The sequence below is a fragment of the Paenibacillus sp. FSL R5-0636 genome (assembly GCF_037974255.1).
In the GTDB taxonomy this organism is placed as follows: domain Bacteria; phylum Bacillota; class Bacilli; order Paenibacillales; family Paenibacillaceae; genus Paenibacillus_AQ; species Paenibacillus_AQ odorifer.
Map to the genome: position 1 here is coordinate 5186769 of NZ_CP150232.1, position 25343 is coordinate 5212111.

Here is a 25343-nt window from a genome sequence, read left to right on the forward strand (position 1 = left end):
TCCTTTCCTACCAGATGCTGTTCTTCGTGATTCTTTTCGCCAGACCGTTTACTGTAAATAAGAGAACCAGGTTGATGATGGAGTTGAACAGGCCCACCGCAGTTGCAAAGCTGTAATTGGCATTCAACAGACCGACCCGGTAGACATAAGTGGCAATGATCTCAGAATTAACGAGGTTAAGCGGGTTCTGTAGCAGGTAGACTTTTTCAAAGCCGATCGCCATTACATTCCCCACATTCAGAATCAAAATGATAACAATGGTTGGCACAATCCCTGGCAAATCGACGTGACGGATTTTTTGAAACCGCGAGGCTCCATCAACTTTGGCAGCTTCATAAAGTGTTGGATCTATCCCTGCAAGCGCTGCCAAATATACGACTGCACTGTAGCCCGCTGTCTGCCAAATATCAGTCCACACATAAATCGAACGGAACATGCCGGGTTCACCTAGGAAGTTAATAGAATCCAGTCCGAAGAAGTTGAGTGCAATGTTGGCAAAACCGAGCCGTGGGGCCAGAAATAGCATAACGATTGACACCATGACAACCGTCGAGATGAAATAAGGAGCAAACGATACAAGCTGAACGAATTTCTTAAACCTTCCTCCCCGTACCTCATTAATCATGAGCGCAAGAATAATCGGGATTGGAAAACCCGCCAGCAACTGATAGCCACTAAGCATAATAGTATTCTTGAGCAGCGTCCAAAACTGCGGATTCTCAAAGAAGAGCTGGAAGTTTTTAAATCCGACCCATGGACTTCCCCATATCCCTTTTATGACGTTATAGTCCTTAAAGGCTAGGACAGTGTTCAGCATCGGATAATACTTGAAGATGATAAAAAACAGCAAAGGCGGAATCACAAGCAGATGTAACTGCCAGTGCTTTTTTATGCTTTTGCGAGCATTTTGTAAGAATGCGGGGCCTTTGCTTTTCGGCAACGACTTGCGATGTAATACTATTTCTTTCTCCAGAACAATTCCCCCTAAGCAGATGTCTGTGATTTTTGATAGCGCTTTCTACGGATTGATCATAGATGACTTTTATCTCCAAAAGAAAGGTACACTTGGGGACTTCAGCGTACAAATCGCCTTATCTGAGGAGCACAAAATAGCAGTAGAACGGCCATTTTTCCAAATTGCAGGGTTGAAATCAGAAAAAAGACTGCATCGTCCAAAGTGGACAGTGCAGCCGTATGTTATGGCATATTTTTTTATTCATCCACAGATTGTCTATAGGTACTCGGGGAGACACCCATCAACCTTTTAAATGCGCGTCTGAAGGAATGTGAACTGTTGTAGCCCACCCGCACGGCAATCTCATCCACCGTTAATCCATTCTCTTTGAGCAGGATAATGGCTTGATCCATTCTGACTTTTATCAAATGGTCGGAGAAGTTGACACCCGTTACCTCTTTAAACAGCTGGGAAATGTATTTTTCCGGCCGCTCCACCTGTTCCGCCACCCGGTAGAGGGTCAGTTCCGTATCCGAATAGTTTTTTGCTGTGTAGTCCTTAATCTGCTTGATGATCTGAATATGAATATCTTTCTTTTTATTCGCAATGAGTCCGCACAGCTCTTCCATAATGTCAAAAAATTCGTTCTGGATCGTCTCAAGCGACTCTGATGAGCCAATGTCTATGACCCGCCGTTTGACACTCTCGATCTCTGAATATTCGGTAAATGCCTTTTGATCCAATAGCTTGAGAAAAGTCCCCTTCATTTCCCCGACAAGCTGGTGCTTCATTTCGATGGATAATTCTCGCTGCTCCATATTCTGGGCGATAATCGCACGCACAATCCGTTCGGCTTCTTCTAGCTCTCCGGCTCGAATCGTGCTGATTAACCGTTGCTCCGAATCCAGCGGATAATAATAAGTTGTATTCTCGATCTGAGCTTCGCTACTCCAGATAATTCCTTTCTTATTCATGTAAACTGCATATTCCAGCGCCTGCTTCGCTTGATCATACGAAAGGCTAACCTCCGTTACCTCTGTGAATAGATCCCCGAAGCCCGCCAGAATGGTAATGCGGTACTCATTAAAGACATTTTGAGCGAGCTCCTCCATCGTCTGGGTGATATTCGCTGCTTCCTGTTCCTTGTCAGCTCCTTTTTCCCTAGAAAAGAACAGCGTTACAACTTTATCAGAGCCCATATCCGTCATCAAGACATCCACGCCAAGATCAGCCAAGGTCTGTTTCAGCAGCAGCCGGGAAGCGCTCAGCTCGTTCAGAATTTCAACACTGTCCATACCCGCATAACCGTTAATTTGAACAATTCCTACGTAGCCAGTATCCTGATTCATGCTGATATCCGCCTGCTTGGCTGCAGAGATAATTTCATCCCGCGTCTTGAATTCACCGGCAATCAGCCGTTTCAGGAAGGCATCTCGGACCAGAGGAAGCTGGCGGTTAAGCTCGGACTCGAGCAGCTTATTTTTGGTAATCATATCGGCAATATTTCCGCTCAAAAAGTCAAATTCATTCCTCTCCGAGGCTTCTTCTTTACCGAATTGCTCCTTCATGACACTGAGCATACGATTGATTGGCGCGCTGTTACGGTAAGCTAATACCAGTCCGGCAATCAAACCGATAATTAGAGTGCCTCCCGTAATTTGTATGGAGATTCTTTTGATCTTGTTAGCATTCTCCATCAAAATATCTTGAGGAATCCCGGTCTGATACACCCAGCCATTGGAATCGGAACGGGTAGTAACCACCAGATCATCCTTGTAGAACTGACTGACCTTATTCTTATCAAAAGCTGGATCGTCGAGCATTTTGGCCATTTTCTGCTCATCGCTTCCTTGCAGAACAATCGTATTCCCTTTAGCGTCACTAATATGCACCCAGCCCCCGTATCGCTCGGTCAGGCCTGAGAGCAAGCTGGAAATATTTTTTTCATCAATAATCACGACTGCGACAGCCGGCGAGGAATCATTAAAGCTATCCAAGGGGAGTGACTGCATATAGGTAATGACCGAGGTTTGCATCCCCCTGCTGACAAAATCACTAAGTGGCTTGATCTCGCTGCGGTGGGTTGTCTCAAGCACTTCTTTTCTCCAATCCTGTAACGAAAGACCCTTATAGTTGAAATTAGAGTAGTAATGCTCCGGACGATAGGTCGAACCTGGGGTTAGGATAAGATTATAGTTAGCGAGGTAAATATAATAGTTTTGCAAAAAATCATTAGTCTGGCCGAAAGTCAAAACATTCCGCATCGTTTTCCAAATCCCATACACATTCGTCTCATTTTCACTTTCATTCATAAGAACATTTAGCTCCTGGTTGACCGCCAATTGCCTGGTAAAGCCTTCAACCTCCGCCATACGGCGCTCCAATATCTCCTGACTTTTCTGAAGCTGAGTGACTCCATTCTCAATCGAGATGGACTGTGTCACGGAGATTGAGGTTAGATAGGACATGTACCCGCCAATGCTGGGTATGACCAAAATGACCACATAAGAGATTAGAAATTTACGAAAGATATTGGAATATTTCAGCGTAGTTAGCCTCCCTCAATATGACATTTCGATAGCGCTATCATTACCATAGATTAAAACATTTTGCTTCATAGTCAAGGGTTCGAACTCACTTCACCCTCCTGCACCTCTTCAGAAATGGAAAAAAAACAGCGATCTACGCCGTTATCACTGCCTTTTATCGGCAATTCCGATATTTTATCTATAGTGTGTCAGCTGTTTCGATGTGTGACCCTTACATGGCCCTCCTGTCATTTAGAAAAAAGGGGCCAGTAACGGCCCCCTTCATCATTGCTTTGGCTAGACAATCAGTTCTTCTTCTGATCTCTGGCCTCTAATCCAGATGTAAAGACATGATCCGTCGAAGCTTCTTCAATGTCGCCGAAGGCCCAATGTGTTGCCGGAACATCTGCCCACTGTGGATTCGTTACATTGATTAGGGGACCTCTGCCTAAAGCTCTATTCATAGCCACAACAGCTTCGGCACGAGTAAGCTTGGCATTAGGACGGAAAGTCCCGTCATTATAACCAGTGAAAATGCCAGTACCTTGGGCTTGCAAAATCGCCGCCTGTGCCCAATGTCCATTGATGTCAAAGAAACCGGAACCCTTCTGCGTCGAATCCGTTCTAAGCAGGGTCACCAGAGTGGCCATTTCTGCACGCGTCAACGTTTGATTAGGTTTAAAGGTGCCATCGCTGTAACCCTTTATTAGTCCCATCTTCGCTACTTTAGTTATGGCATCAGCACCCCAGTAACCAGAAGGCACATCACTGAACACGACACCTGCTCCAGTAGCCCCCTTCTCAGAAACATTGGCAAGAATCGTTGCCATCTCAGCACGCGTAATTTCGTGCTCCGGCTGGAAGAACCCACCCGGATAACCTTTGATATATGCGGTATGACGGATCGTATCAGACTCGCCATTCCCTGCAGATCCATCCTCGTTTCCAGTTGCCGGAGTTGGCGTCGGAGTCAAGGCAGGTGTGGAAGAAGGCTTAGCTGGAATGTACGAGCCACCCGAATCCGTTGATGTTGGTGTTGGTGTTGGTGTCGGTGTAGAAGTTGATGTTGGTGTCGGACTTGGCGTTGGTGTCGGAGATACAACAGGAATCGTTGAAACTGTGAATTTCAATTGATCCGTCAGCATGAAATCACCAGATTTCTTCACAGCTTTAAGCGTGTGTATCCCGCCTTCCAATCCCGAAATACTATAAATTTCCTGACGGCTCAGGCGGCTCTGACTATACGCATTCACGGTTTGGACCCGTTGTCCATCCACATAAATATCCATATCACCTTGCTCTGGACCAATAGGTGTAATCAGGCTGATTCCGGTACCCTTGAAGGTATATTCAAAGGAATCACCGTCCACTGATGTAGAGTGAACATCATTAAGATAATCTCCCCCTACAGTAAACTTAAGGTTCAGCGTGCCCACTGGCTGTGCAGCAAGATAAGATTTATTCAGTGTAACACGGTTACCTGCTACTGAATAATCAGTCCCCAGAACCAGATCATATGATCCGTTAGTAATGCCGGCAAAGCTTTCCGCTTGCTGCAGTAATGTCACCTCAATATCTTCCTGAGCGGAAGCAGCTTTATCAAAGCTGGCAGCGATCGGATTAATCATATTCGGAATTTCTACCTTGAGCATATCAAGAAGCATAAATCTGCCTGATTTCTTCACAACCTTGAGCGTGTGCATACCATCCGGTAAGCCAGAAATGCTGTAAAGGTTCTGAAGTGACATTTGTCCATGATGATAGGCACTGACTGTTTCCTTAAATCGATCGTCAACATAAATATCCATATCACCCTGTGACTCATCTACCTCTGTGAACAGCTGAATCCCCGTTCCTCTGAAGGTATATTCAAAAGAATCACCATTCTGCTCCGTATATTGCACATCGTCTTTATAGTCGCCCAATCCTCTGCCACTGCTGCGGTTCCAAGTGCCATTGTACTTAACTGTCGAATCATCGTTATTAATCATCACATAACGAATGCCTGTAGAATCGCTAATTTGTATCGACAGGGTCTGTGGATCACCAGCGTTAAAAATGAAAATCAAGTCGGTTGTGCCTGCCGGCTGCTGCGCAAGGTATTGCTTATGGATGGTCAACTTGTCATTCGTCACCGTAAAATCGACTTCCGAAAGTGCCTCGCCATTATTTTCAATACTGCTCAGTATATTACCATTCAAATTCAGGGTGACAGTAACATCCTCTTGTTGTTCTGTTACTTGTTCAAATCTAGCAGATGTCGGAGTAATGGTACTATTCTGTCCTCCTGCTGGAGTTTCTGTAGTCACCTTAAATGCGTCAAGCAGCATAAAATCACCTGAGCTTTTGGCCACTTTAAGCGTGTGAGAGCCGTTAGCCAGTCCCGAGACACTGTACAGATTTTGCTGTACCTCTCTTGATCCCGTTTTATAAGCACTAACGGTCTGTGCAGCCTCATGGTCCAGCGTAATAATCATATCTCCCTGAGATTCATGCTTTTCGGTCAGCAGGTCAATGCCAGTGCCCGTAAAGGTGTACTCAAAGGAATCACCGTTCTTCTCGGCATAATGCACATCGTCTTTATAATCACCCAATCCTCTAGATGAGCTTACCTGCCATGCGCCATTATATTTAATGCCGCTGTCATTATCATTAATGTATACTACATTAGTGACCGTTGCCTTGTTCGCAGCAGACGAATTCTCAGACGGGTCAGTCCCATAGTTCGTAACATCCGATTGTGAAGCCATCGACGGCGCAGACGAGGAATCCTTGATCGTAATGCTCAAATCTTGCTTTCCTTCTAGCAGCTCTTTGCCGCCATTACGCTTCCAATCCCCGCTGTAGCGCATACCTGTATCATCATCATTGACTGTAGAGGTACCACCTAATGCTGTAACTTTAAGCATCCGTGACGCATGAGGTTCAAGTATCCCTCCGCTAAATTCCTTCTCAAAGTCTCCCAGCTCAGTGTGACTCCATAAATCGCGAACGGAAGCCGGGCCCTCAAGGCCGAGATCACTCCATTTGACTTTCACCTCCGCACTCCGACTGCCCAAATTGAACAGAGCTACGCTGTAAGTGCCATCTCCATTATTGGCATACCAAACCTGCTGCTGGGTATCCATAGATACCGGATGGCCTGGACGTCCTGCCTGATTTACGGCAATTACCTCATCATTGGTAAGCAGTTCTAGACCATAGCTGTCCAGCCTAGTCATGTCATTACCTGTATACAATGGCACGGAAGAGATTGACCAGAATGTCATCGCGGATTTCCGCTCGTCTTTGGTCAGACCATCCATAGATCCGTTACCAACGTTCAGAGAATCAAAATCATTCCAACCCCCAGGACCTGCATCCCTCCACCAAAGTGCTGCTTTGGGGAACAAGCGGGAAATACTCGGCCAGGCTGTCAGCCCACTGCCATCGTAAGCTTCAACATCCCAGTCAATTCGCCAACCGTTGGCATACTTTTTCCAGAAATCCACGTAATTGTGATCGAGCGCCCAGGACAGCTCAAACCAGATGTTATTTCTGTCAAAAGCCTTAGACCATGCCTCTACATCGCCGCGCGCATCACGGCTCAAGTTGTCAATCCCCGAGCCAGGAGTCACGCTGTCAAATTTGACGAAATCAATGCCCCACTCGCCAATCATATCCGTAATAGAATCCACATACTTCTGGGCACATGGATTCGTGAAATCAATTTTATAAGTGTAGGAATTCCAATAATCCATAATGGTAAGCGGTTTGGCTGTAATGTCCTGTATACGGCATTGGCCACCCGTTCCGTAAATCTCTAGATTCTGATTATAGGCATCGATGGATACCCCCGGAATCATATAGATTCCAATTCTCTGTCCATTATTATGAACATAGTCGATGACCTCTTGAAATCCGTTAGGATATAAGGTCTCACTTGGAATCGGTCTGCCGTATTCATCCATGCTGCCATTCCAGCCCGCATCAATATTGATGTATTCATACCCATGGGCTTGCAAATTCTCATGCATAACATCCGATTGTTTTTTGATGCTTTCGGCCGAGGTCCAGTTGCCTGCACCGTCGTACACCTGCATGCTGTAACTGCTCCAGCCCATATAGGGCTTTTGCGCCATACTCTTCTCAGCTGCTAGTGCCACATTGCCCTTCGTTCCTGTGAAACCGAACTGCGCTGCTGCAATTATAAATACCAACAGGCTCATTCCCAGCTTTTTTCCCATTCGCTTCAAATCATCCTTACCCCCTCATAAAATGTGGTTAAAATTTATTTGATAGCGCTTTCTTTACGGGATGATCATAAAGGAAGAACGAGTTCCACGATAGGTACATTTCCGCATTTTACGTACAAATAACCCAAAAACAAGGGGACAAATGAACAACAGAACAAACATTATTCCTCCAACAATAGAAACTTAAGGAAGATAATATGGGCTGGATCTATTTTGAAAATTATTAATAAAGACCCTTTTAACCTTATGTAACGTGATGGAAATCACATGATTTAATGTAAAATAAATGAATAATTTAGAAATGAAATACAATTATCTTAATCGATGCATGATATGCTCTAGAAAGGGAGATAGGATTGAAGTTGGATTTGGAAGGGTTGAATGTGGATTCCTTGATTCAGATGCTTAAGGCATCATTTTCATTTGAAAATTGGGATGCCATGATTGAAATTGCAGACAAGCTACATGAACAAATTTCCGTCATATATGAAAACAATAGTAACCTCATAAGAGGTCCTAAACTGAAACGGAGTATCCCCTATTATTTTGGATATAGCTCATGCGCAAAAGGTATAGCACTACAAAAATCCGGTAAGTTTGACGAGGCAAAAATATGTATTCAGAAGTATGCTGACCTGGGCTGGATAGTAGGTTTAGATGAAGAGGGTATTAATGAAGTCGAATATTACCGCAATATAGCAAAAGCCAATTCATACGTTATCGATCTGTTGGAAGGCAAAATGGGAGTCCTACATAAATACGTTGAGTTTATTAGAAAAAGTGATGATGAAGAGTTATTGCCGGGACTCATTACAATCTTAGAATCTTCGATAATACATGATTATTCCGTTGATTGGATTCTGAAGGAATTCAAAATCAATGTTGATGACATAGGAGAACATGAGACTATTGTGAATATCAGATACCATGAGGATTACATTTATCTGCTGGCGATGTATTACTATAAACAAGAGAATATGTACGATACAATCAACACTATTCTAGAAATCTTATTATTAAGCATCAAGCTAGACGATGATACAGGCTTCAAAAAATCAGCAGCGCTCTTTGAACTCCTTAGAGACCACGCCGATCAATCACAACTCAAAGTACATCACAATATCATGAAAACAATAATCGAAAAAGAGTTTACTAGGTCCTTCAGCTCGCGAATCGAGTTCAGCAATTTACACAGTTAACGATCACGGAGGTCGTCGTTGATTGGATTATAAAGTTGGCTATAAAAAAGGAGTGGTTCTCCGGTTAATGGGCGGAATCACTCCTTTAAGGTGTATTGATCCGGACCGGTCCGCTCGATCCTTTGCTTTCTGCGGGATTTATGCCGTTTATTTCGCCACATTCGCTCGATCCGCTGCATTCTGCGGGATTTTTACCGCTCATTTCACCGTATTCGCCCGATCGACTGCATTCTGCGGGATTTATGCCGCTCATTTCTCCGCATCCGCTCGATCCGCTGCTTTCTGCGGGATTTATACCGCTCATTTCGCCACATTCGCTCGATCAGCCGCATTCTGCGGGATTTATCCCGTTCATTTCCCCGTATTCGCTCGATCCGGTACATTCTGCGGGATTTATACCGTAGATTTCACCGTATTCGCTCGATCCGATATATTCTGCGGGATTTATCCCGTTCATTTCCCCGTATTCGCCCGATCCGGTACATTCTGCGGAATTTATCCCGTAGAATTCTCCGTATATGCTCGATCCGGTACATTCTGCGGGATTTATACCGTAGAGTTCTCCGTATATGCTCGATCCGGTACATTCTGCGGGATTTATACCGTAGATTTCTCCGTATATGCTCGATCAGCTGCATTCTACGGGATTTATACCGTAGATTTCTCCGTATGCTCGATCCGTTGCATTCTGCGGGATTTATACCGTTCTTTTCGCCACATTCGCTCGATCAGCTGCATTCTGCGGGATTTATCCCGTTCATTTCGCCACATCACGCTCGATCAGCTGCATTCTGCGGGATTTATCCTGTTCATTTCTCCACATCTGCTCCATCCGCTGCATTCTAAAGCATTTATCCCGTAGATTTCTCCGTATTCACCCAATCAGCTGCATTCTGCGGGATTTATACCGTTCATTTCGCCGCTTCTACTTTGCCGGCCTTTCTGCCCGCCTCACAACATAGTGTTGAACCCCCTCAAAATTCGTCGCTCAGTTGACGAACACCGGTTATTCGCCATGTTTTTAGTTTAACTTTCGTTCTTCTCATTTTACATAAGATTCTTTTCACACTTTGTTTGGATTTTTTAAAATCATACAAAAAAAGCCCCGATTGATTACCTCGGGACTTTTTTTTGCTTTATTTTCTCCTATATTAAAACAAATCTACTTAACTGCCTAGCTTTCACTTCAAATAGTTCTCTAATGTTCTCCGTACCGCTCCTGGGCCTGCCATCATTTCCTGGAACATAACCTCAATCTTATCGCCTAGACCAATTGCGTACAACGGAACCCCAAAAAGTCGCTCATCTTCAAGAATGGGGCGCACACTTGCGGTTTGGTCTCCAAGCGAAACTCCTTGCAGGTAACCCTGCAGTGTTTCTAGTAACGGATCTGAACTCAATGTGAAGACCTCTCCAGCATCATTCACTCCTAGTAAGTAACGACACCACACCGCGATAGCCAGTGGAATCGCTGTTAGCTGCGCTGGATCGAGCTCCTCCCGTCGAATATAGGATTTAATAGTTTCACCGAACCGTATACCCACCTTCTGCGAAGTGTCTGTAGCAATCCGCTGTGGAGTATCGGGGATAAATGGATTGGCAAAACGCTCCGTAAGGACTTCGTCCAGGAACTGCTTTGGACTGAGAATCCCCGGGTCCACTACGACGGGCAGACCTTCTTTGTAACCGATTATCTCCACAAACCTCCGCAAAGTATCGTCCTTCATCTCATCCGCGATCAAGGTGTAGCCAAGCAGACAACCGGAAACAGCAAGCGCCGTATGCAGCGGATTAAGGCAGGTCGTTACTTTCATCGTCTCCACCTTGTTGACTGTCTCCCGGTCCGTAAAAATAATTCCGGCTTCCTCTAGTGGTGGACGTCCGTTCGTAAAGTTGTCCTCCACTACAAGGTATTCGCTAATCTCGGCATTTACGAAAGGAGCGGTATATGTGTTTTTGGAGGTAATGATTACATCCATATCACCAATTCCCTGTTCCAGAAGCGCGGCCTGTACACTCTCCGAAGGACGTGGTGTGATTTTATCGATCATGGACAATGGAAAGGTTATTAATCGTTCATCTTCCAGATAGCGCACAAAGTCTTCCACAACAAGTCCTCTTTGGGCCCATTCCTTAGCGATGGACACAACACCGTTCTTCAACTTGTCGCCATTGTGTGAGCAGTTGTCCATGCTGACAAAGGTCATCGGATATTGGCCTTTCAGATATCTTCGATAAGCAAGCGAAGCTACAATGCTCATGACATGAACAGGATGCTCCGGTCCGCTCTCGATATCCTTTTTCACAATGCCAAGATATTTATCGTGTGGATCCGTCAACGAGTATCCCTTCTCCGTGATGGTGAAGCTGGCCATTTGCAGGCTCGGATTCTCGAACACCTCGATCAATCGGCGGTACTCCGCTTCACGGTTTTTGTCCGCTGCGATTCCCTCCACAATACTGCTGACTACTCTTTTCTGAAAATCACCACGAGCATTCATCAGCACTAAAAGGGTCAGATTGTCGTAGGGCTTGTAAACTTTATCAATCATTTCGAAATCAAAGGTTTCCACCGCAATAATACCTGTATCCGACTTCCTGCTATCCAGCAGCTTCTGATGAGCATTTGCCACGAATCCCCTGAAAATATTACCTGCACCGAAATGAATCCATTCCGGTTTAAGCTGTGTATTGTTTGCTACCTGCTCATAGTCGAACTGTGGAAGCTCCACTCCAGCAGCTTTCCAAGCTGCTTTTTCCCCTTGGATACTGCTTCTGGTCAGATGCAGCATTTATTTTGCCTCCTTGACGTTGTCCAAGCTATCCCAGACACCAAGCAAATACATGATGCCCATAGCTCTATCATACAAACCATAACCCGGGCGGCAGTTCTTCTCTTCCCCCCAAAGATGACGCCCGTGATCCGGACGTACATAACCAATGTATCCGTTCTCATGATAGGCTTTGACCACCTCGGCCACATCAACGCTTCCGTCACGCCCACGGTGCGACACCTCAATGAAATCACCGTTCTCAAATACCTTCACATTGCGGATATGTGCAAAATGAATACGGTCATGGAACTCGCGGATCATCGCTGGCAGATCGTTATCCGGATTCGTGCCGAGTGACCCTGTGCAGAACGTCAAACCGTTGTACGGGCTGTCCACCAAATCCAGAAAGCGGCGGATCATATCCCGATTGCGGATAATACGCGGCAGTCCAAAGATCGGCCAAGCCGGATCATCCGGATGAATAGCCATCTTGATGTCCACTTCCTCGCATACTGGAATAATGCGTTCCAGGAAATACTGGAGGTTGTCGAACAGTTTATCTTCCGTCACATCCGCATAAGCCGCAAACAGCTCATCTAGCTTCGCCAGCCGCTCCGGCTCCCAGCCCGGCATCGTGAACTGTCCAGCTCCCTTCAGAATCCGGTCCACCATCTCACGCGGATTATCGGTAATGGCAGCCTTTTCATAAAAGAGAGCATTCGAGCCATCAGGCAACTCTTTATACAGCTCTGTGCGGGTCCAATCGAAAACAGGCATAAAATTATAGCAAATCACCTTAACGCCAACCTTGGCGAGTTTACGAATGGTGTCGATATAATTATCGATATATTTATCACGGGTCGGCAAGCCGATTTTGATATCATCATGAACGTTGACGCTTTCTACTACAGCCGTGCTGAAACCCTTACTGGTGATTTGATCCGCCACTTCTTGGATCCGTTCCATTTCCCACACTTCTCCAGCTACTTTCTCGTGCAAAGACCAGACAATCCCCATTACACCCGGAATCTGCCGAATATGATCCAGCGTGATATTGTCATTGCCCTCGCCGTACCATCTCCACGTCATGTTCATTGATAAACCCTCCTGTGAATTCGTTTTCATCTATCTTGTATACAAGATTTACTTGATCATAGAATAAGAACAATTCTTTGTCAATCACAAATTCATCAGGAATTTTATCATAAAAACAAGGAATTTCCACCCTATTTTCATCTCGATAATTTTAATGAACGAACTTATCATGTATACTAGTACTGTATCTGTCATCAACAATTGAAAGCAGGAACAGAAATGTCAATCAAAGCTGAAATTCTAAACACACTGAAGCACGAAATCCTCACGCTGGCGTTAAAGCCAGGTACCATTCTAAGTGAAACAGCCTTGTCTGAGCGGTTTCAGATTTCACGTACGCCGTTGCGTGATGTTCTCAAGCAGCTTGCACTGGAATCTTATACCGATATCTACCCGAAAAAAGGTAATATTGTGTCCTTTATTGATCTAGAATCTGTTGAACAAATCACATACTTGCGTTGCGCACTGGAAAAGGAGATCCTCAAGGATCTTTCTGCACAGCTTTTACTACCCGGGGTGCACGAACTGAAGGAGATTCTTAAGAAACAAAAAGAGGTCATCGGGCAGGAGAATGCTGTAGATTCTTTCCTTAATTTAGACGACGAGTTTCACCGGGCCTTGTACAGGCTTGCTGGACGTGAGTATCTGTGGACTCTGATCCAGCAGTCGAATGTACATTATCTCAGGTACCGCAGACTGCACATGCTCAAGACCGACAAGCTGGAAGAAATCTGGAGCGAACACCAATCCATTCTTGAGCTTATGGTGCAAAAGGAAACCACCAATATCGGTCCGCTAATCCACCACCATCTTCGGGAAGATATTCATTCACTGGACTTTCAGGAGAACTTCTCGGAATACCTAAAAAAATAGTCGGCCAAAAAGCGGCTTGCCCATAAGTTAAGTGCCTTCCCGGATAAAACTTCGTTATAAGAAGAAACTCACAAGCTTCCTATTCCTTATTAAAAAAACAAAAAAACCTTGATTTCTCAAGGTTTTCATAAAAAATGAACAAGGACTATAACACCACACTAATAGCTTAAATCTGCACCGTTAGAGGTTATGACCTTTTTGTACCAGTAAAAGCTGTCCTTACGCAGACGCAGCAGCGTTCCATTGCCTGCATCATCCTGATCAACATAAATGAAGCCGTACCGCTTGCGCATCTCCGAGGTGGAAGCCGAGATCAGATCAATACAGCCCCAGCTGGTGTAGCCCATTAGCTTCACGCCATCGGCAATGGCTTCCGCCATCTGCTCAATATGCTGTGCCAGATACTCTATCCGGTATGGATCACGGATGGTGCCATCCAGTTCGAGTACATCTGCAGCACCCAGACCATTCTCTACTACAAACAAAGGAAGCTGGTAGCGGTCATGCATCTCCTTGAGCACAAACCGCAGCCCCTTTGGATCGATCTGCCAGCCCCAGTCGGAAGTTTTCAGGAAGGGATTCTTCAGCCCTGAGGACAGGTTACCTTCCGTGGTGGCCGTGATGCTCTCATCCACACTGACTACTGAGGACATGTAGTAACTAAAGGAAAGAAAATCTACAAGATTGTCCCGCAGCAAAGCTTCGTCCCCCGGCAACATGGTTATTGTCACTCCATGCTGCTCCAAATGCCGGCGGATATAAGAAGGATAATAACCTCTAACCTGAACATCGGAGCAGAACATTGCCATTTGGTTCTCCGCTTGCGCTTTCAGTACATCACCGGGATGACAGGAATATGGGTAGAGCAGCTTACGGGCCAGCATGCAGCCGATCTGGAACTGCGGATTGATCTCCCGGCCCCGCTTAATCGCAAGCGCACTGGCTACGAACTGGTGATGCAAAGCCTGAAAAGCAACCTGCTTCTCATTTGACTTGCCATCCAGAATAATCCCTGCGCCCAGAAACGGCGCTTTGAGCGTACAGTTGATTTCGTTGAAAGTCAGCCAATACTTCACCTTATCCCGGTAACGGGTAAACACAGTCTCCGCATAACGGACGAACAGTTCAACCAGTTCTCTGGATTCCCAGCCGTTGTATTTGGTGACTAGGTGCACCGGCATTTCATAATGGGAAATGGTGACCAGCGGCTCGATATTGTATTTGCGCAACTCATCAAAAACATCGTCGTAGAAACGCAATCCTGCCTCGTTAGGTACCTGCTCATCGCCATTCGGATAAATACGTGGCCAGGAGATGGACATACGGAATACCTTAAAACCCATCTCAGCGAACAAGGCGATATCTTCTTTGTAGCGGTGGTAGAAATCAATCCCTCTGCGTTTGGGGTAATTTCCCTGATTATCATCCTGTATGGCCTCTTCTAGCTGTGGGCCGGACATGGACAATAGCTGTTCCAGGCTCTGCCGTTCCTTTGGAGGACAATATTTGACTACATCAGCAGTAGACAAACCCTTCCCGCCCTCATTATACGCGCCTTCGACCTGATTGGCGGCTACCGCACCGCCCCACAGGAAGTTTTCCGGAAATGGATAAGTCATCGGTTGAGTCTCCTTTTATTAATTGGCGGCAGCGGTTGCTGCCGCTTTAGCTTCAGCCTGCTGCTCTTGCTCCAGCGCTTCGGCATCGGCTTTTTTAAAGAATGGATAGTAGATCATGAAGCTTGCACCAATCATAACCAGCTGGAACGCACTTACGCGCCAGCCCCCGTTCATCCAGCCATTAACCAGCACCGGAATGCCCAGCGGCACCTGAATCCCGTGCAGCACAGGAAGGATACCCAGCGTCGTCAGAAGAATCGCCAGACCACTACTCACCAGCGGAGTCAGGATAAACGGAATCATAAACCGAACATTCAGCACCAATGGCATCCCGAAAATCACCGGCTCATTGACACCGATCAGACTTGGGATAATTGCCAGTTTACCAAGTGTCTTATAACGTGTAGATTTGGCGAACAACATCGCAATAATGAGACCTAACGTTGCCCCCGCACCACCGATCAGTACATAAACCGGGAAGAACGGTGAACCAATGATATGCGTACCTTCCACACCTCTTTGGTAAGCGTCCAGATTTTCAAGTCCCAAAGCCACCCAAATCGGGCCGACAACGGAATAGACTACCAAGGTGCCGTGAACTCCAAAGAACCACAGCAGGTGAATTACGAAGATGCAGATCAGCATCGCCCACCAGGTACCCCCCAGACTAGTCAGTGGCAGCTGGATGATCGAGAAGACAAACTCGTGCATATTGCCATATTTCGTTGCGGCGAAAATCGCCGTCAGCACTAACATCAGAACCGCTACGATAAAACCAGGCGTAAGCGCGGCAAAAGATTTCTCAACCGTGGGCGGAACACCCTTCGGCATTTTGATATAGAATTTCTTTTCCAATACAAAGGTATAGATCTTACCTACCAGCAGTGCCAGGATGATTGCCACGAACAAGCCCTTGGCGCCCAACCAGGAGTAACCAAATGCTTTGGTCACACCGTCATCCAGCAGTCCTTTTGGTGTAACTAGCAAGAAACTCATCAGCGCCAAAATCCCTGCCGAGAAGCCTTGCTGCTTATGTTGGGTAGCGAAATTGTAAGCGATGGAGAACACCGCGTAGAGTGCGATCAAATCAGTGGTTACGGTTGCCGGAATCGAAGTATAAGTTTTGAGTCCAGTGCTTTCCAGGAAATTCTGATAAGGATCAAGCTTGAGTGCATTAATCAGGGAAAAAATAGCGCCCAGAATCAAAATTGGCATCAAGGCCATCAGACCGTTGGAAATAGCGCTGATATAGGTGTTTTTTTGGATTTTCGTGCTGACTTTCTGGATCTTGGCTCTCCATTCTGCGCCGCCTGCCATGACTTAAGCCCCCTTCTCCATCAGTTCAAGTGCTGTAGCCAGCACCTTGTCCCCATCCATCATGCCATAGTCCATCATATCGATCGTAGTTACTGGAATGTTCGGATATTCTGCGGCCAGATCGCCTTCGGCGTGTCCCATTTGTGGTCCAAGCATAATGATGTCAAAAGGCTTTTGATCGGCAATATCACTCTCTGCCACCGCATCAATAACCACTTCAACCCCTTGTGTCCGTGCCGATTCTTTCATCCGTTCCACCAGCATACTTGTCGAGAATCCGCCTGCACAGGCGAGCAATATTTTTTTCATCTTAGTTCACCGATCCTTTCAATTCTAGTTCGAGCGCTTTGCGTTCTTTAATTTCTTCGATCAGTTCTACAGCCAGTTCTCTAACCGTCAGGGCATTCATCAAATGATCCTGCGCGTGAATCATCAGCAGCGTAATTTCTGTCTTTTCGCCCCGGCCTTCAGCCTGGATCAGCCCCGTTTGCACTTTGTGTGCTTTGGTCAGGCTGGTCTTGGCGTTCTTAATCATCTCGCCTGCTTCTTCCAGGTTTCCGGCGCGCGCGGTTCTTACCGCTTTTAGGCTAAGGCTTCTAGCCTCTCCGCTGCTGGCAATAATCTGCATAATCGTTTGTTCATAATCCATGGGTTCTCCACTCCGTATCGTCATTTTATTTATAGTAGGTTCTCTATCTCATTCATAAATTGCTCATAACTATTCGTGTTTAGCAGCCGGTTACGGCTGTCTTCCTTCTCCATTAGAACCAGTAGCAGCTTGCTGATCTCTTTGTGCAGGAACAACTGCCCCGGACCCAGATTGATCAGAAAAATCAACTGGACCGGCTTACCCTCATAGATCAGCGGTTTCTTCAACACGGTAACACTTATACAGTCGCGGATCGCGCTCATCCGCATCGGATGCGGGCCGGCCACCCCATTTTTGTAAATGGTGGTGAATTTCTGCTCTCTGAGCAGCACTTGTTCAGGGAAATCGTCAGCTGCATAATGATTGCCCACGATCTCCCGGCAGCGCTGCTTTAACAGCTCCATGTAATCTTCGTCCGAACCAGACAGATGGAACAGCTCCCTGCGGAACAAATCCTTGAAATCCATCAGCTTGTAGGACGGTTCTGTACGATTAATCTGCAAAGACAATATTTCTTTGATCCGCTGAATCTCTTGATCATCCAGCAGCTGTTTGATATGGATCACCGGTTTTTCCTTAATCTCTGTTGCCAGCGGTACAGTAGAGAGAATCAGATCCACAGGCTTGCTGCTGATCTCCTCCACCTCCGTAATGGAGGCTGTGATCACCGACGCTTTGGGGAATACCGCTTCCAGCTTCAGCCGGATTAACTGGGCACTGCCCCCTCCCGTCGAGCAGATCACGGCAATCCGCTTGAACTTCTCCAGATTGCGCTGCTGCATCCGTTCCAGATGGGTGGCAAAATGCAACGCGACATACCCTGCCTCATCGCGCGACATCCGAAACCCGTACTGCTCCTCTACAATCTCAGCGAAACGGAAGGAAATGACGAACACATTGGCATACTGGCTGTAAACATCCTCCACCAATGGGTTGCCGAGCTGAAGATTGTAATACAACCGGTTCAGCAGCGGGAACATATGCAATAGAAGCGCTTCGCGCAGCTCGTGATCTTGAGTGAATCCAGTGAGGAACTCGCGGTCCAAGCGCTCCAGAATAGCCGTGATTCCCTCCCGCAGATGCGATTTGGTCTCTTCCGACATCCGCTCCATAATGGTCTTACCAGAAATGTGCAGCGCCAAATAATCAATCTCATCCGCCGGAAGCTTAATCCGGTAGTGAGAGGAGATAAAATCTGCGATGCTCCTAGCAATATCCTGATACAGCGGCTCAGGTGTTCCCTGCAAGGCTTGACCAGCCACAATGAAATTGTGCTTGGAAACCCGGTATAGAAGAATGAACAGATGGGTCAAGATATTATCTAGAAACACATCTGAGATCTTCAGTTCTTTTTCCTTGAGGATTTGCAGTAGAAATCCCTTAAGCTGCTCAGCATCAAAGTCCTGACTGAAGGCATGAAAATCCTCCGTATGCTGCAGCGTATGACCCGATTGCAAGATAAAGTAAGAAAAGGCTTTGCGGAAGTCTTGCTCTTCCCCCTCGATTTTCATGCCATAATGAGCCCGACGTTTCAAGCTAAGCCGGAAAGCGGCCAGTCGCTGCTCTACTTCCTTCAGATCAGAAATAATGGTAGAACGGCTGACGCCGATTTCTTCCGCCATGTTATCCATAGACTGATAGCCATCATTCTGTAAGAGATAAAATAGCAAATACTGCTGGCGTGACTGCTTATTATCGAGATCCACCTGATCCAGCTGCAGCATTCCTTTTTCCTGGTAGCTACTGAATTTGGCTTCATCACCAATCTCCAGCAGATAACCCTGGCCGCGGATCATGCGGATACCAAAACCATTCGCCTCTCCTGTTTTGTCGAGTGCACGGATTACGTCACGGAGAGTCCGTTCGGACAACCCCACTTCGGCAATCAGCTCACTCATGCGCACAGGACTCTTGCGGGTATATAAAATATTAACAATCGTATATTCTCTCACCTTAAATTCCCTCATTTGTGATACTAGTATCGGATGAAGCACTCAGCTGGTTATGAATACATCATACGTGGAAGCGTTATCTTCTGAACAGTTTGTATTCTGCTGTTTGGAACGGCAGAAACTGACGGATAGGTAAATAACGGATTAAATTCTTAGCATACATTATTTGTGGCCACAAATCAGGAGGAAATATACAACAAAGAGGAGAGTGCCGATTAATTGTTAAAATAAACAAAAATAAATTAGTTAGGAGGACGATTCATTTTCTACAGATGGGATGTGAGGGGAATAGGATTAATATATAGAGTCAAAAATCCCAAGGTCAGTATGACCTTGGGATTTTGATTATCTTCTGCGGGGAATCCCGCATGGCTTTGCAATATTTTTTATCCACTACATGCCTACAGCTGAGGAAACTGCGGCAAAGATTGCCGCCACCAGCCAAAGAATCGGAAACAGCTTGAGAATTACCTTTAACCATTGTCCAAAATTGATCCGGGCGATGGCCAAACCTGCCAGCAGCACACCGCCTGTTGGCGAAATGAGATTCGTTAATCCATTTCCAAATTGGTATGCGGTTACTACTGCTTCGCGGTTAACACCCACAAGATCGCCTAATGGTGCAAGCACAGGCATCGTCAAGGCCGCCTCTCCTGATGAAGAAGGAACCAAGAACGTAATAATATTATGCACGACCAGCATGATGGTGGTGAACAAGTAATTCGGCAAGCCCTCAAGCATAGTAGCCAGCCCATTCAAAATGGTATCGATAATCATCCCGTTCTCTGCAACGACGAGGATCCCCCGGGCCAAACCGATAATCACGGCAGCGTAGATAAATTCTCCGCAACCTTTAACAAAATTCTCGGCAATTTCCTTCTGACTCATCCGGGTGACAATCCCCGAAAAAATCCCAAGTGCAAAGAAAAGCGCTCCGATCTCGGTCATATACCAGCCTTTGCTCAGTATTCCCCAGACAATTAGCCCCAAGGTAAAGATGAAGCCTCCAATAATTAATTTATCCCGGTTCGAGAAACTTACATCTATCCCATCGTTCTCCTTGATGAAGTGTTGGCGGTTTAGAATATCATTTTGGAATACCGCTGATTTCTCCGGATTCTTCTTCACCCGCTGCGCATACCACATCGTAAAACCAATCGATATCGCAGTAAAAACAACCCATTCAATAAATCTGAGCCATAGCTGTGGATTTCCCTGCACCCCTGCTACGCCTTGCGCAATCAATACAGAGAAAGGATTAACGGTTGATCCGACATAGCCGATCTGTGTTCCGAGAAATAGAATGAGAATCGCCGTCATGGAGTCAAAGCCCAAGGCAAACATTAACGGTATAAAAATGGCATAAAGCGGAATGATTTCTTCACTCATTCCAAAGGTTGAACCCCCCAGACTGAAAATCACCATGGCTATCGGAATCAGTAATATCCCTTTACTTTTGAGTCTTCCGGCTAGAGCCATCAGTGCCCGGTCAATCGCCCCAGTCTGCAGAATAATTCCAAAAGCTCCCCCTACAATCAGGACGAAGGCGACGACATCAGCAGCATTGATGATTCCTTCTAACGGCGCACTGGCAATTTGGGCAAATCCTTGTCTCAAATCCCCTTGCTCACTAATTTTGGGAACGGTATGATAGGTTCCCGGGATAATGGCTGTTCTGGAGGAACCATCCACCAGCACTTCCTGACGGTCAAATTGGCCGCTCGGGACAATCCAGGTTAATCCGGCAATAGCCACGATAATCAGAAAAATCAATGTATAACTATGAGGAAGGGACCATTTTATTTTACGTTTAACCGTTTCCATTTCTACCCCTCGTTCCTGGCAGCATCATAGGTGATTTGACCGGCGGTAATTGTCAAAATCACACGTGCATCTCTAATCTCGGTTGCAGCTGTATCCAGAAGATTACGGTCAAATACAGCGATATCAGCAGCTTTTCCAACTTCCAAGGTTCCTGTACTTTCCATACCGCAATGTCTGGCCCCGTTAATCGTCCAGGCCTTTAGGACTTCTGATGCCGGCATCCCCTGCTCGGAATTCCAGCCTCCCGGAGGGGATCCATCAGGGAACAACCGAAAAGAAGCCGCATACAGCGAATCAGGAACACTGGTGAGGAAAAGCGGCAAATCTGTACCTATCGTAATCGGTACATTGGCCTCAAGCATGGACTTGTAATTATAAAACCGGCTTTCATTCTCTTTTCCGGCCACAGCAGCCATATAAGCATCCTCATAAGAAGGATTTAAGAGCAAGATCTGAGCATATACCTCGGCAAAAATCCCGTTCTCCCCCATCCTCTGAATGTCTTCGGGATGTGGATATTCCAAATCGCTGATTGAATGCCTAATCCGCTGTGCTCCCCGGTTACGATTGCAATCTTCGATCATGTCTACTGCCTTACGAATTGCTGCATCCCCCTCAGCCGTTAGACAGCATTTAATTCCATGGCTGTCTGCTGCCCGAAATGCCTCTTCTAACCCTTCGTAGTCAACTGACTGCAGGTTTGTAACACCTGGCATATCCGCATAAGGCTCCAGCATATCTCCCGTATGATCAGCTACCACACCATCCAACATCAGCTTATATCCCTGAAACCGAAGAAATTCTCCTTGATAACGCTCTTTGTACTGCAAACCCGTGGAAATATCAAGCGGCTGCAATACAGGTTCAAGCGCAAAATGGACCCGCAACGGCAGCTCTCCCGTTGCTTCCAGCTCTTCAAGGACCGGCAACAAACCGCTATGCCTGTCAAAGCCTATATCTTTTATCGAAGTGACACCCCGTTTAGCAAGCATTCGGGCAAAGTCCAAAAACTCTTGTCTGACTAATTCCTGATCCTGCATCATGTCATGAAGGAGGAGGGCGCGTGATTCCGCGCTGCATTGGTCAGGGAGAAACTGATACTTATCCTGAGCAAACTTGTTCATCCAACAATAGCTTTTCGTCAGATTAATGGCGATTACAGCCCATTCAGTAAAAGCTTCGTCTAATAAGCTTTGCCCCGGAAGCTCGCCCCAACACTCTTCACTCCACCCGTAAGCGTATACATTTTGCTTTGAGGGTATTTTTTCTGCTTCTTGTTTAAGCAACTCTAAAGCCTCTTGAATTGTAGCGACATTCGTCAGATCCACTCCACGGTGCATGGACATGTAACCGGTAAAAAAAACATGGTTATCATGTATACCAGGCATAATGAACGCATCCTTCAGATGATGAACAAATGTTGCCGGTCCTATCCATTCCTCTGCTTCTGCCGGGATTCCAACCGCGACGATTCGCTCCCCTTGCAGGGCAATAAATGCCGGTGAAGCGCCATCTTCTATTCCTGTAAATACTGCATTAGACAACAGTACCCGATCTGCAAAACCATGTTTAACTGCTTCCATGATTTCAACGCCTTTCTGCCGATTAATAATACGACTTATAACGTTATATCGAAGCTTCTGCTTCCCGCTTACCGCAAGAAGCAGAATGAATTATAAAGTAAATTGATAACGGTCACCGATAATGTACTGCTTGCCTACATGAACCGGCTGACTGTCCTGATCATAAATAATAGTGTTCATATAGAACAAAGGATCGCCAATGGGAATCTCCAGTAATTTTGCTTGCTGTTCATCAGCCAAGGTGATTTGTAATATTGTTTCGCCTGGCTGATTGGGATCAATATGATAACGTTTCCGCAGCAGCTCATATACCGATCCTTCAAGCTTTTCATCCATTAAGAAAGAAAAACGGTCATACGGATAATAGTTATTTTCCAGCATTAGGGGTCTTTCGCCAGCATATCTTTTACGTTGAATATATAACACCGGTTCACCCTGCTGTATTTGCAGCCGCTCCGCGGTTTCCTGATCGGCTTTAAGTTTAGTTCTCTCCGTAACGACGCTGTGTGATGAAACACCATTGGCTTTGCAGGCCGCCGTAAAACTGATGACATGCTCAATCTTGCGGCCGATCTTTTGTGCGTTGACAAAAGTGCCCTTGCCCTGGCGTTTCGTCAGATATCCCTCATTCACCAATTCCTCTATAGCTTTCCTAACAGTAATTCGGCTGACATTATATGTTTCACTAAGCTCAATTTCAGTAGGAATTTTATCTCCTGAATTAAAGGTACCGTTCGCAATGGCGGATTGGACCGCTTTTTTCAATTGAATATATAATGGCTCTGCCTGCTCTGAATTTAACATGATTTACCCTCACTTGTTATATAACGTTATATTACTCTATTGTTAGAGTAACAAACGATCCTCTTTTTCACAAGCAAAGATAAGTACGCATCCGTTGTTAATAAGAAGCCCCGAATCCAAAGGAACCTTCCACCATACAGCTCTTGGCAGCTAATCTGGAGCCTTCCCGCATAGCAGCTTGAATATCACCATCCTTAATCATACTCATTAAAAAGGCAGTAATATAAGAGTCGCCTGCTCCCATCGTATCAACAGCCTCAATAAGCTCAGGGGTCTGATAATAAAAGCTTGCTCCATCATAGGCAATGGATCTGTCTCCCCCGCGTGTTGCCACCAATACTTGGCCTTCTCTTCTGCGTTTAGTCTCAATAAAATTCTGCGTCTCTTCATCCGTCATATGGCTGCAGGAAAAGAAAGCAAAATCCGCATTGCCAATATACCGTTCTACCTGCGCATCCTCGAAGTCATCGGAGAAATCAAAAGAGAGGGGAATTCCCAGTTCATTCAGCTCCGCCAGCAGATGTCCGGTATGACTATAAAGCCCTGTATGGATGATATCAAACCCGCGGATATATTCTCTGTCGGCTTCACTCAACGCTATTGGATTCAGTCTCGTAACCCCGCCTTCGTTGCTGCCCAGAAATACCCGTTCCCCATTCTCTAAGGTTACCCGTGCACATCCGTTCTCTCCGCTATGATGTCTGCAATGTGAGATATCGATTTCCAGCTGCTGCAGCGTATTTTCCACAAGACGTGCCTCGTCATCATCGCCGAAAACACCGAGGAAAGCCGCGTCAGCTCCTTCACCTTTGGCGAAAACACTAAAGTTGAGCGCATTGCCGCCGGGATACATCGTACGCTGATGAACATACTTGTCTACCACATTATCGCCAATACCTAGAACTTTCATGGTTTTATCCTCCCGATTAGTAGGCTACTTTCCCCATATAACGGCGGGTTTCTAGCGGATGATTTCTCACCTCGGCAAGAGCCTCGCGATAGACACAAATGATACTGTAGAATAATACCGGATTAAAGAATTCCACAACTTCATCAGCAATTGTACCAATTCCCAGCTCTTTAGCATCAATCACTTCGACTTTCTCTGCATACTGATTCAGGAAAGTCCGTGCCCGTTCATCCAGCTCACGGGTGCGCCCTTCATTAATCATTAGGATGAATGGGGTTTCTTTATCCGTCACTTCAAAAGGACCATGGAAGAATTCACCGGAGTGAATCGCCGCAGCATGCAGCCATTGCATTTCCATCAAAGAACAGATTGCAAATCCATAAGCATGTCCGTACGAAGCTCCACTCGTCAAGATATAATAAAGCTCCTCATTACGGTATTTGTTGGCAAACACACGGGCACGTGGAGCGACCTGCTTTTTACCCTGGTTAATAATGCCATCGATGGCTTCCAATCCTTTTTGAAAAGCTTCAACATGCGCATACCCTTCAGCCGCATCTAACAATTGAGTAGCGAGATCCAGAATGATAGCCATCGGGTTATTTTTCACATTGCTATCATCTCCCCATTCATACAAGAAAGAATAATCAGAGTAATTCAGCAGCGCAGCTTCCTTGTTATGGGTTAGGCCAATGGTGTGCGCTCCATGCTGTTTGGCTACTTGCGCCGCAGCTACCGATTCCGGTGTATTTCCGCCATGGGAACAAACGATTACTACCGATTGTGTGCCCAGACGTTTAGGCAATGCATGAACAAACTCATTCGCCGTATAGAGCCCTGCTACCAGTTTCTTCGCTTCACTATCCAAAAAATATTTCGCGGGATACATATCAACCAGTGAACCCCCACAAGCTACAAAATATACCTCTGAAATCCCCTCTGCCACTTTTTCACGGATACTTTGAACAACCAGATTTGTATTCATTTGATTCTCTCCTTTGATATAACGTTATATAACGTATTGTT

The 25343-nt window shown here is 46.0% G+C and carries 18 protein-coding genes; 3 read left to right on the plus strand and 15 right to left on the minus strand.

All coding sequences use genetic code 11. The annotated features are described in order from the left end of the window. Positions 1 to 7 precede the first annotated feature (7 nt). The 3 genes from MKX34_RS23590 to MKX34_RS23600 all read right to left on the minus strand — a co-directional run bounded on the left by MKX34_RS23590 (position 8) and on the right by MKX34_RS23600 (position 7709). Entirely contained in the window at positions 8 to 940 is a 933-nt protein-coding gene (locus tag MKX34_RS23590) for an ABC transporter permease subunit (RefSeq protein ID WP_235219490.1), read from the minus strand. A gap of 272 nt (positions 941 to 1212) precedes the next feature. After that, positions 1213 to 3399: a helix-turn-helix domain-containing protein gene (locus MKX34_RS23595; RefSeq protein WP_339203574.1), complete on the minus strand. Its 2187-nt coding sequence runs from the start codon at positions 3397 to 3399 to the stop codon at positions 1213 to 1215. 389 nt (positions 3400 to 3788) lie between these two features. Continuing rightward, positions 3789 to 7709, minus strand: coding sequence for a X2-like carbohydrate binding domain-containing protein (locus tag MKX34_RS23600; protein ID WP_256717650.1), 3921 nt, complete (start codon positions 7707 to 7709; stop codon positions 3789 to 3791). 365 nt (positions 7710 to 8074) lie between these two features. On the opposite strand from MKX34_RS23600, the gene MKX34_RS23605 reads away from it, so the two are divergent. Beyond that, the gene (locus tag MKX34_RS23605) at positions 8075 to 8917 is read left to right on the plus strand and encodes a DNA-binding protein (protein ID WP_141118619.1); all 843 of its coding nucleotides are present in this window, start codon (positions 8075 to 8077) and stop codon (positions 8915 to 8917) included. 22 nt (positions 8918 to 8939) lie between these two features. After that, positions 8940 to 9779, plus strand: a complete 840-nt coding sequence (locus tag MKX34_RS23610; protein WP_339203577.1) for a hypothetical protein — start codon at positions 8940 to 8942, stop codon at positions 9777 to 9779. 319 nt (positions 9780 to 10098) lie between these two features. On the opposite strand, the gene MKX34_RS23615 is transcribed toward MKX34_RS23610, so the two are convergent. Together MKX34_RS23615 and uxuA are read right to left on the minus strand one after the other, a co-directional pair. Next, positions 10099 to 11709 carry a mannitol dehydrogenase family protein gene (locus MKX34_RS23615; RefSeq protein WP_038572720.1) on the minus strand — a complete coding sequence of 537 codons (1611 nt, stop codon included), beginning with the start codon at positions 11707 to 11709 and terminating at the stop codon, positions 10099 to 10101. Then, positions 11710 to 12786: a mannonate dehydratase gene (uxuA, locus tag MKX34_RS23620; RefSeq protein ID WP_076225242.1), complete on the minus strand. Its 1077-nt coding sequence runs from the start codon at positions 12784 to 12786 to the stop codon at positions 11710 to 11712. A gap of 219 nt (positions 12787 to 13005) precedes the next feature. Here uxuA and MKX34_RS23625 point away from each other — a divergent pair, with 219 nt between their 5' ends. Beyond that, positions 13006 to 13659 (plus strand): GntR family transcriptional regulator, encoded by a 654-nt coding sequence (locus tag MKX34_RS23625; RefSeq protein ID WP_076297423.1) that lies wholly within the window; start codon positions 13006 to 13008, stop codon positions 13657 to 13659. A gap of 158 nt (positions 13660 to 13817) precedes the next feature. Here the strand turns inward: MKX34_RS23625 and ascB are convergent, their stop codons facing one another. The 10 genes from ascB to MKX34_RS23675 all read right to left on the minus strand — a co-directional run bounded on the left by ascB (position 13818) and on the right by MKX34_RS23675 (position 25302). Next, a complete protein-coding gene (gene ascB / locus MKX34_RS23630) occupies positions 13818 to 15278 on the minus strand; it encodes a 6-phospho-beta-glucosidase (RefSeq protein ID WP_076297424.1) in 1461 nt (486 codons plus the stop codon). 18 nt (positions 15279 to 15296) lie between these two features. Beyond that, on the minus strand, positions 15297 to 16595 hold the full coding sequence (locus tag MKX34_RS23635) for a PTS transporter subunit EIIC (protein ID WP_076148309.1): 1299 nt from the start codon (positions 16593 to 16595) through the stop codon (positions 15297 to 15299). A 3-nt stretch (positions 16596 to 16598) separates the two neighbouring features. Then, positions 16599 to 16904: a PTS sugar transporter subunit IIB gene (locus MKX34_RS23640; protein ID WP_036683292.1), complete on the minus strand. Its 306-nt coding sequence runs from the start codon at positions 16902 to 16904 to the stop codon at positions 16599 to 16601. Between the two features lies 1 nt (position 16905). Further along, positions 16906 to 17244, minus strand: coding sequence for a PTS lactose/cellobiose transporter subunit IIA (locus tag MKX34_RS23645; protein WP_038572728.1), 339 nt, complete (start codon positions 17242 to 17244; stop codon positions 16906 to 16908). A 29-nt stretch (positions 17245 to 17273) separates the two neighbouring features. After that, complete coding sequence (locus MKX34_RS23650; protein ID WP_339203583.1) at positions 17274 to 19211, minus strand: BglG family transcription antiterminator; 1938 nt, start codon at positions 19209 to 19211, stop codon at positions 17274 to 17276. Positions 19212 to 19589: 378 nt separating this feature from the next. Then, the gene (locus MKX34_RS23655) at positions 19590 to 21020 is read right to left on the minus strand and encodes a YfcC family protein (protein ID WP_076099844.1); all 1431 of its coding nucleotides are present in this window, start codon (positions 21018 to 21020) and stop codon (positions 19590 to 19592) included. A 2-nt stretch (positions 21021 to 21022) separates the two neighbouring features. Continuing rightward, positions 21023 to 22603 carry an amidohydrolase family protein gene (locus MKX34_RS23660; RefSeq protein ID WP_076099846.1) on the minus strand — a complete coding sequence of 527 codons (1581 nt, stop codon included), beginning with the start codon at positions 22601 to 22603 and terminating at the stop codon, positions 21023 to 21025. A 90-nt stretch (positions 22604 to 22693) separates the two neighbouring features. Further along, complete coding sequence (locus tag MKX34_RS23665; protein ID WP_076297425.1) at positions 22694 to 23407, minus strand: GntR family transcriptional regulator; 714 nt, start codon at positions 23405 to 23407, stop codon at positions 22694 to 22696. A gap of 97 nt (positions 23408 to 23504) precedes the next feature. Beyond that, positions 23505 to 24317, minus strand: coding sequence for a fructoselysine 6-kinase (locus tag MKX34_RS23670; RefSeq protein ID WP_076297426.1), 813 nt, complete (start codon positions 24315 to 24317; stop codon positions 23505 to 23507). Positions 24318 to 24333: 16 nt separating this feature from the next. Beyond that, complete coding sequence (locus MKX34_RS23675; protein ID WP_076297427.1) at positions 24334 to 25302, minus strand: SIS domain-containing protein; 969 nt, start codon at positions 25300 to 25302, stop codon at positions 24334 to 24336. Positions 25303 to 25343 lie beyond the last annotated feature (41 nt).

What these genes read in the sequence shown, in the direction of transcription:
- MKX34_RS23600 (WP_256717650.1), bottom strand. Translation starts at nt 7,709, where the DNA reads ATGGGAAAAAAGCTGGGAATGAGCCTGTTGGTATTTATAATTGCAGCA.
- MKX34_RS23615 (WP_038572720.1), bottom strand. Translation starts at nt 11,709, where the DNA reads ATGCTGCATCTGACCAGAAGCAGTATCCAAGGGGAAAAAGCAGCTTGG.
- uxuA (WP_076225242.1), bottom strand. Translation starts at nt 12,786, where the DNA reads ATGAACATGACGTGGAGATGGTACGGCGAGGGCAATGACAATATCACG.
- MKX34_RS23625 (WP_076297423.1), top strand. Translation starts at nt 13,006, where the DNA reads ATGTCAATCAAAGCTGAAATTCTAAACACACTGAAGCACGAAATCCTC.
- ascB (WP_076297424.1), bottom strand. Translation starts at nt 15,278, where the DNA reads ATGACTTATCCATTTCCGGAAAACTTCCTGTGGGGCGGTGCGGTAGCC.
- MKX34_RS23635 (WP_076148309.1), bottom strand. Translation starts at nt 16,595, where the DNA reads ATGGCAGGCGGCGCAGAATGGAGAGCCAAGATCCAGAAAGTCAGCACG.
- MKX34_RS23640 (WP_036683292.1), bottom strand. Translation starts at nt 16,904, where the DNA reads ATGAAAAAAATATTGCTCGCCTGTGCAGGCGGATTCTCGACAAGTATG.
- MKX34_RS23645 (WP_038572728.1), bottom strand. Translation starts at nt 17,244, where the DNA reads ATGGATTATGAACAAACGATTATGCAGATTATTGCCAGCAGCGGAGAG.
- MKX34_RS23650 (WP_339203583.1), bottom strand. Translation starts at nt 19,211, where the DNA reads ATGAGGGAATTTAAGGTGAGAGAATATACGATTGTTAATATTTTATAT.
- MKX34_RS23655 (WP_076099844.1), bottom strand. Translation starts at nt 21,020, where the DNA reads ATGGAAACGGTTAAACGTAAAATAAAATGGTCCCTTCCTCATAGTTAT.
- MKX34_RS23660 (WP_076099846.1), bottom strand. Translation starts at nt 22,603, where the DNA reads ATGGAAGCAGTTAAACATGGTTTTGCAGATCGGGTACTGTTGTCTAAT.
- MKX34_RS23665 (WP_076297425.1), bottom strand. Translation starts at nt 23,407, where the DNA reads ATGTTAAATTCAGAGCAGGCAGAGCCATTATATATTCAATTGAAAAAA.
- MKX34_RS23670 (WP_076297426.1), bottom strand. Translation starts at nt 24,317, where the DNA reads ATGAAAGTTCTAGGTATTGGCGATAATGTGGTAGACAAGTATGTTCAT.
- MKX34_RS23675 (WP_076297427.1), bottom strand. Translation starts at nt 25,302, where the DNA reads ATGAATACAAATCTGGTTGTTCAAAGTATCCGTGAAAAAGTGGCAGAG.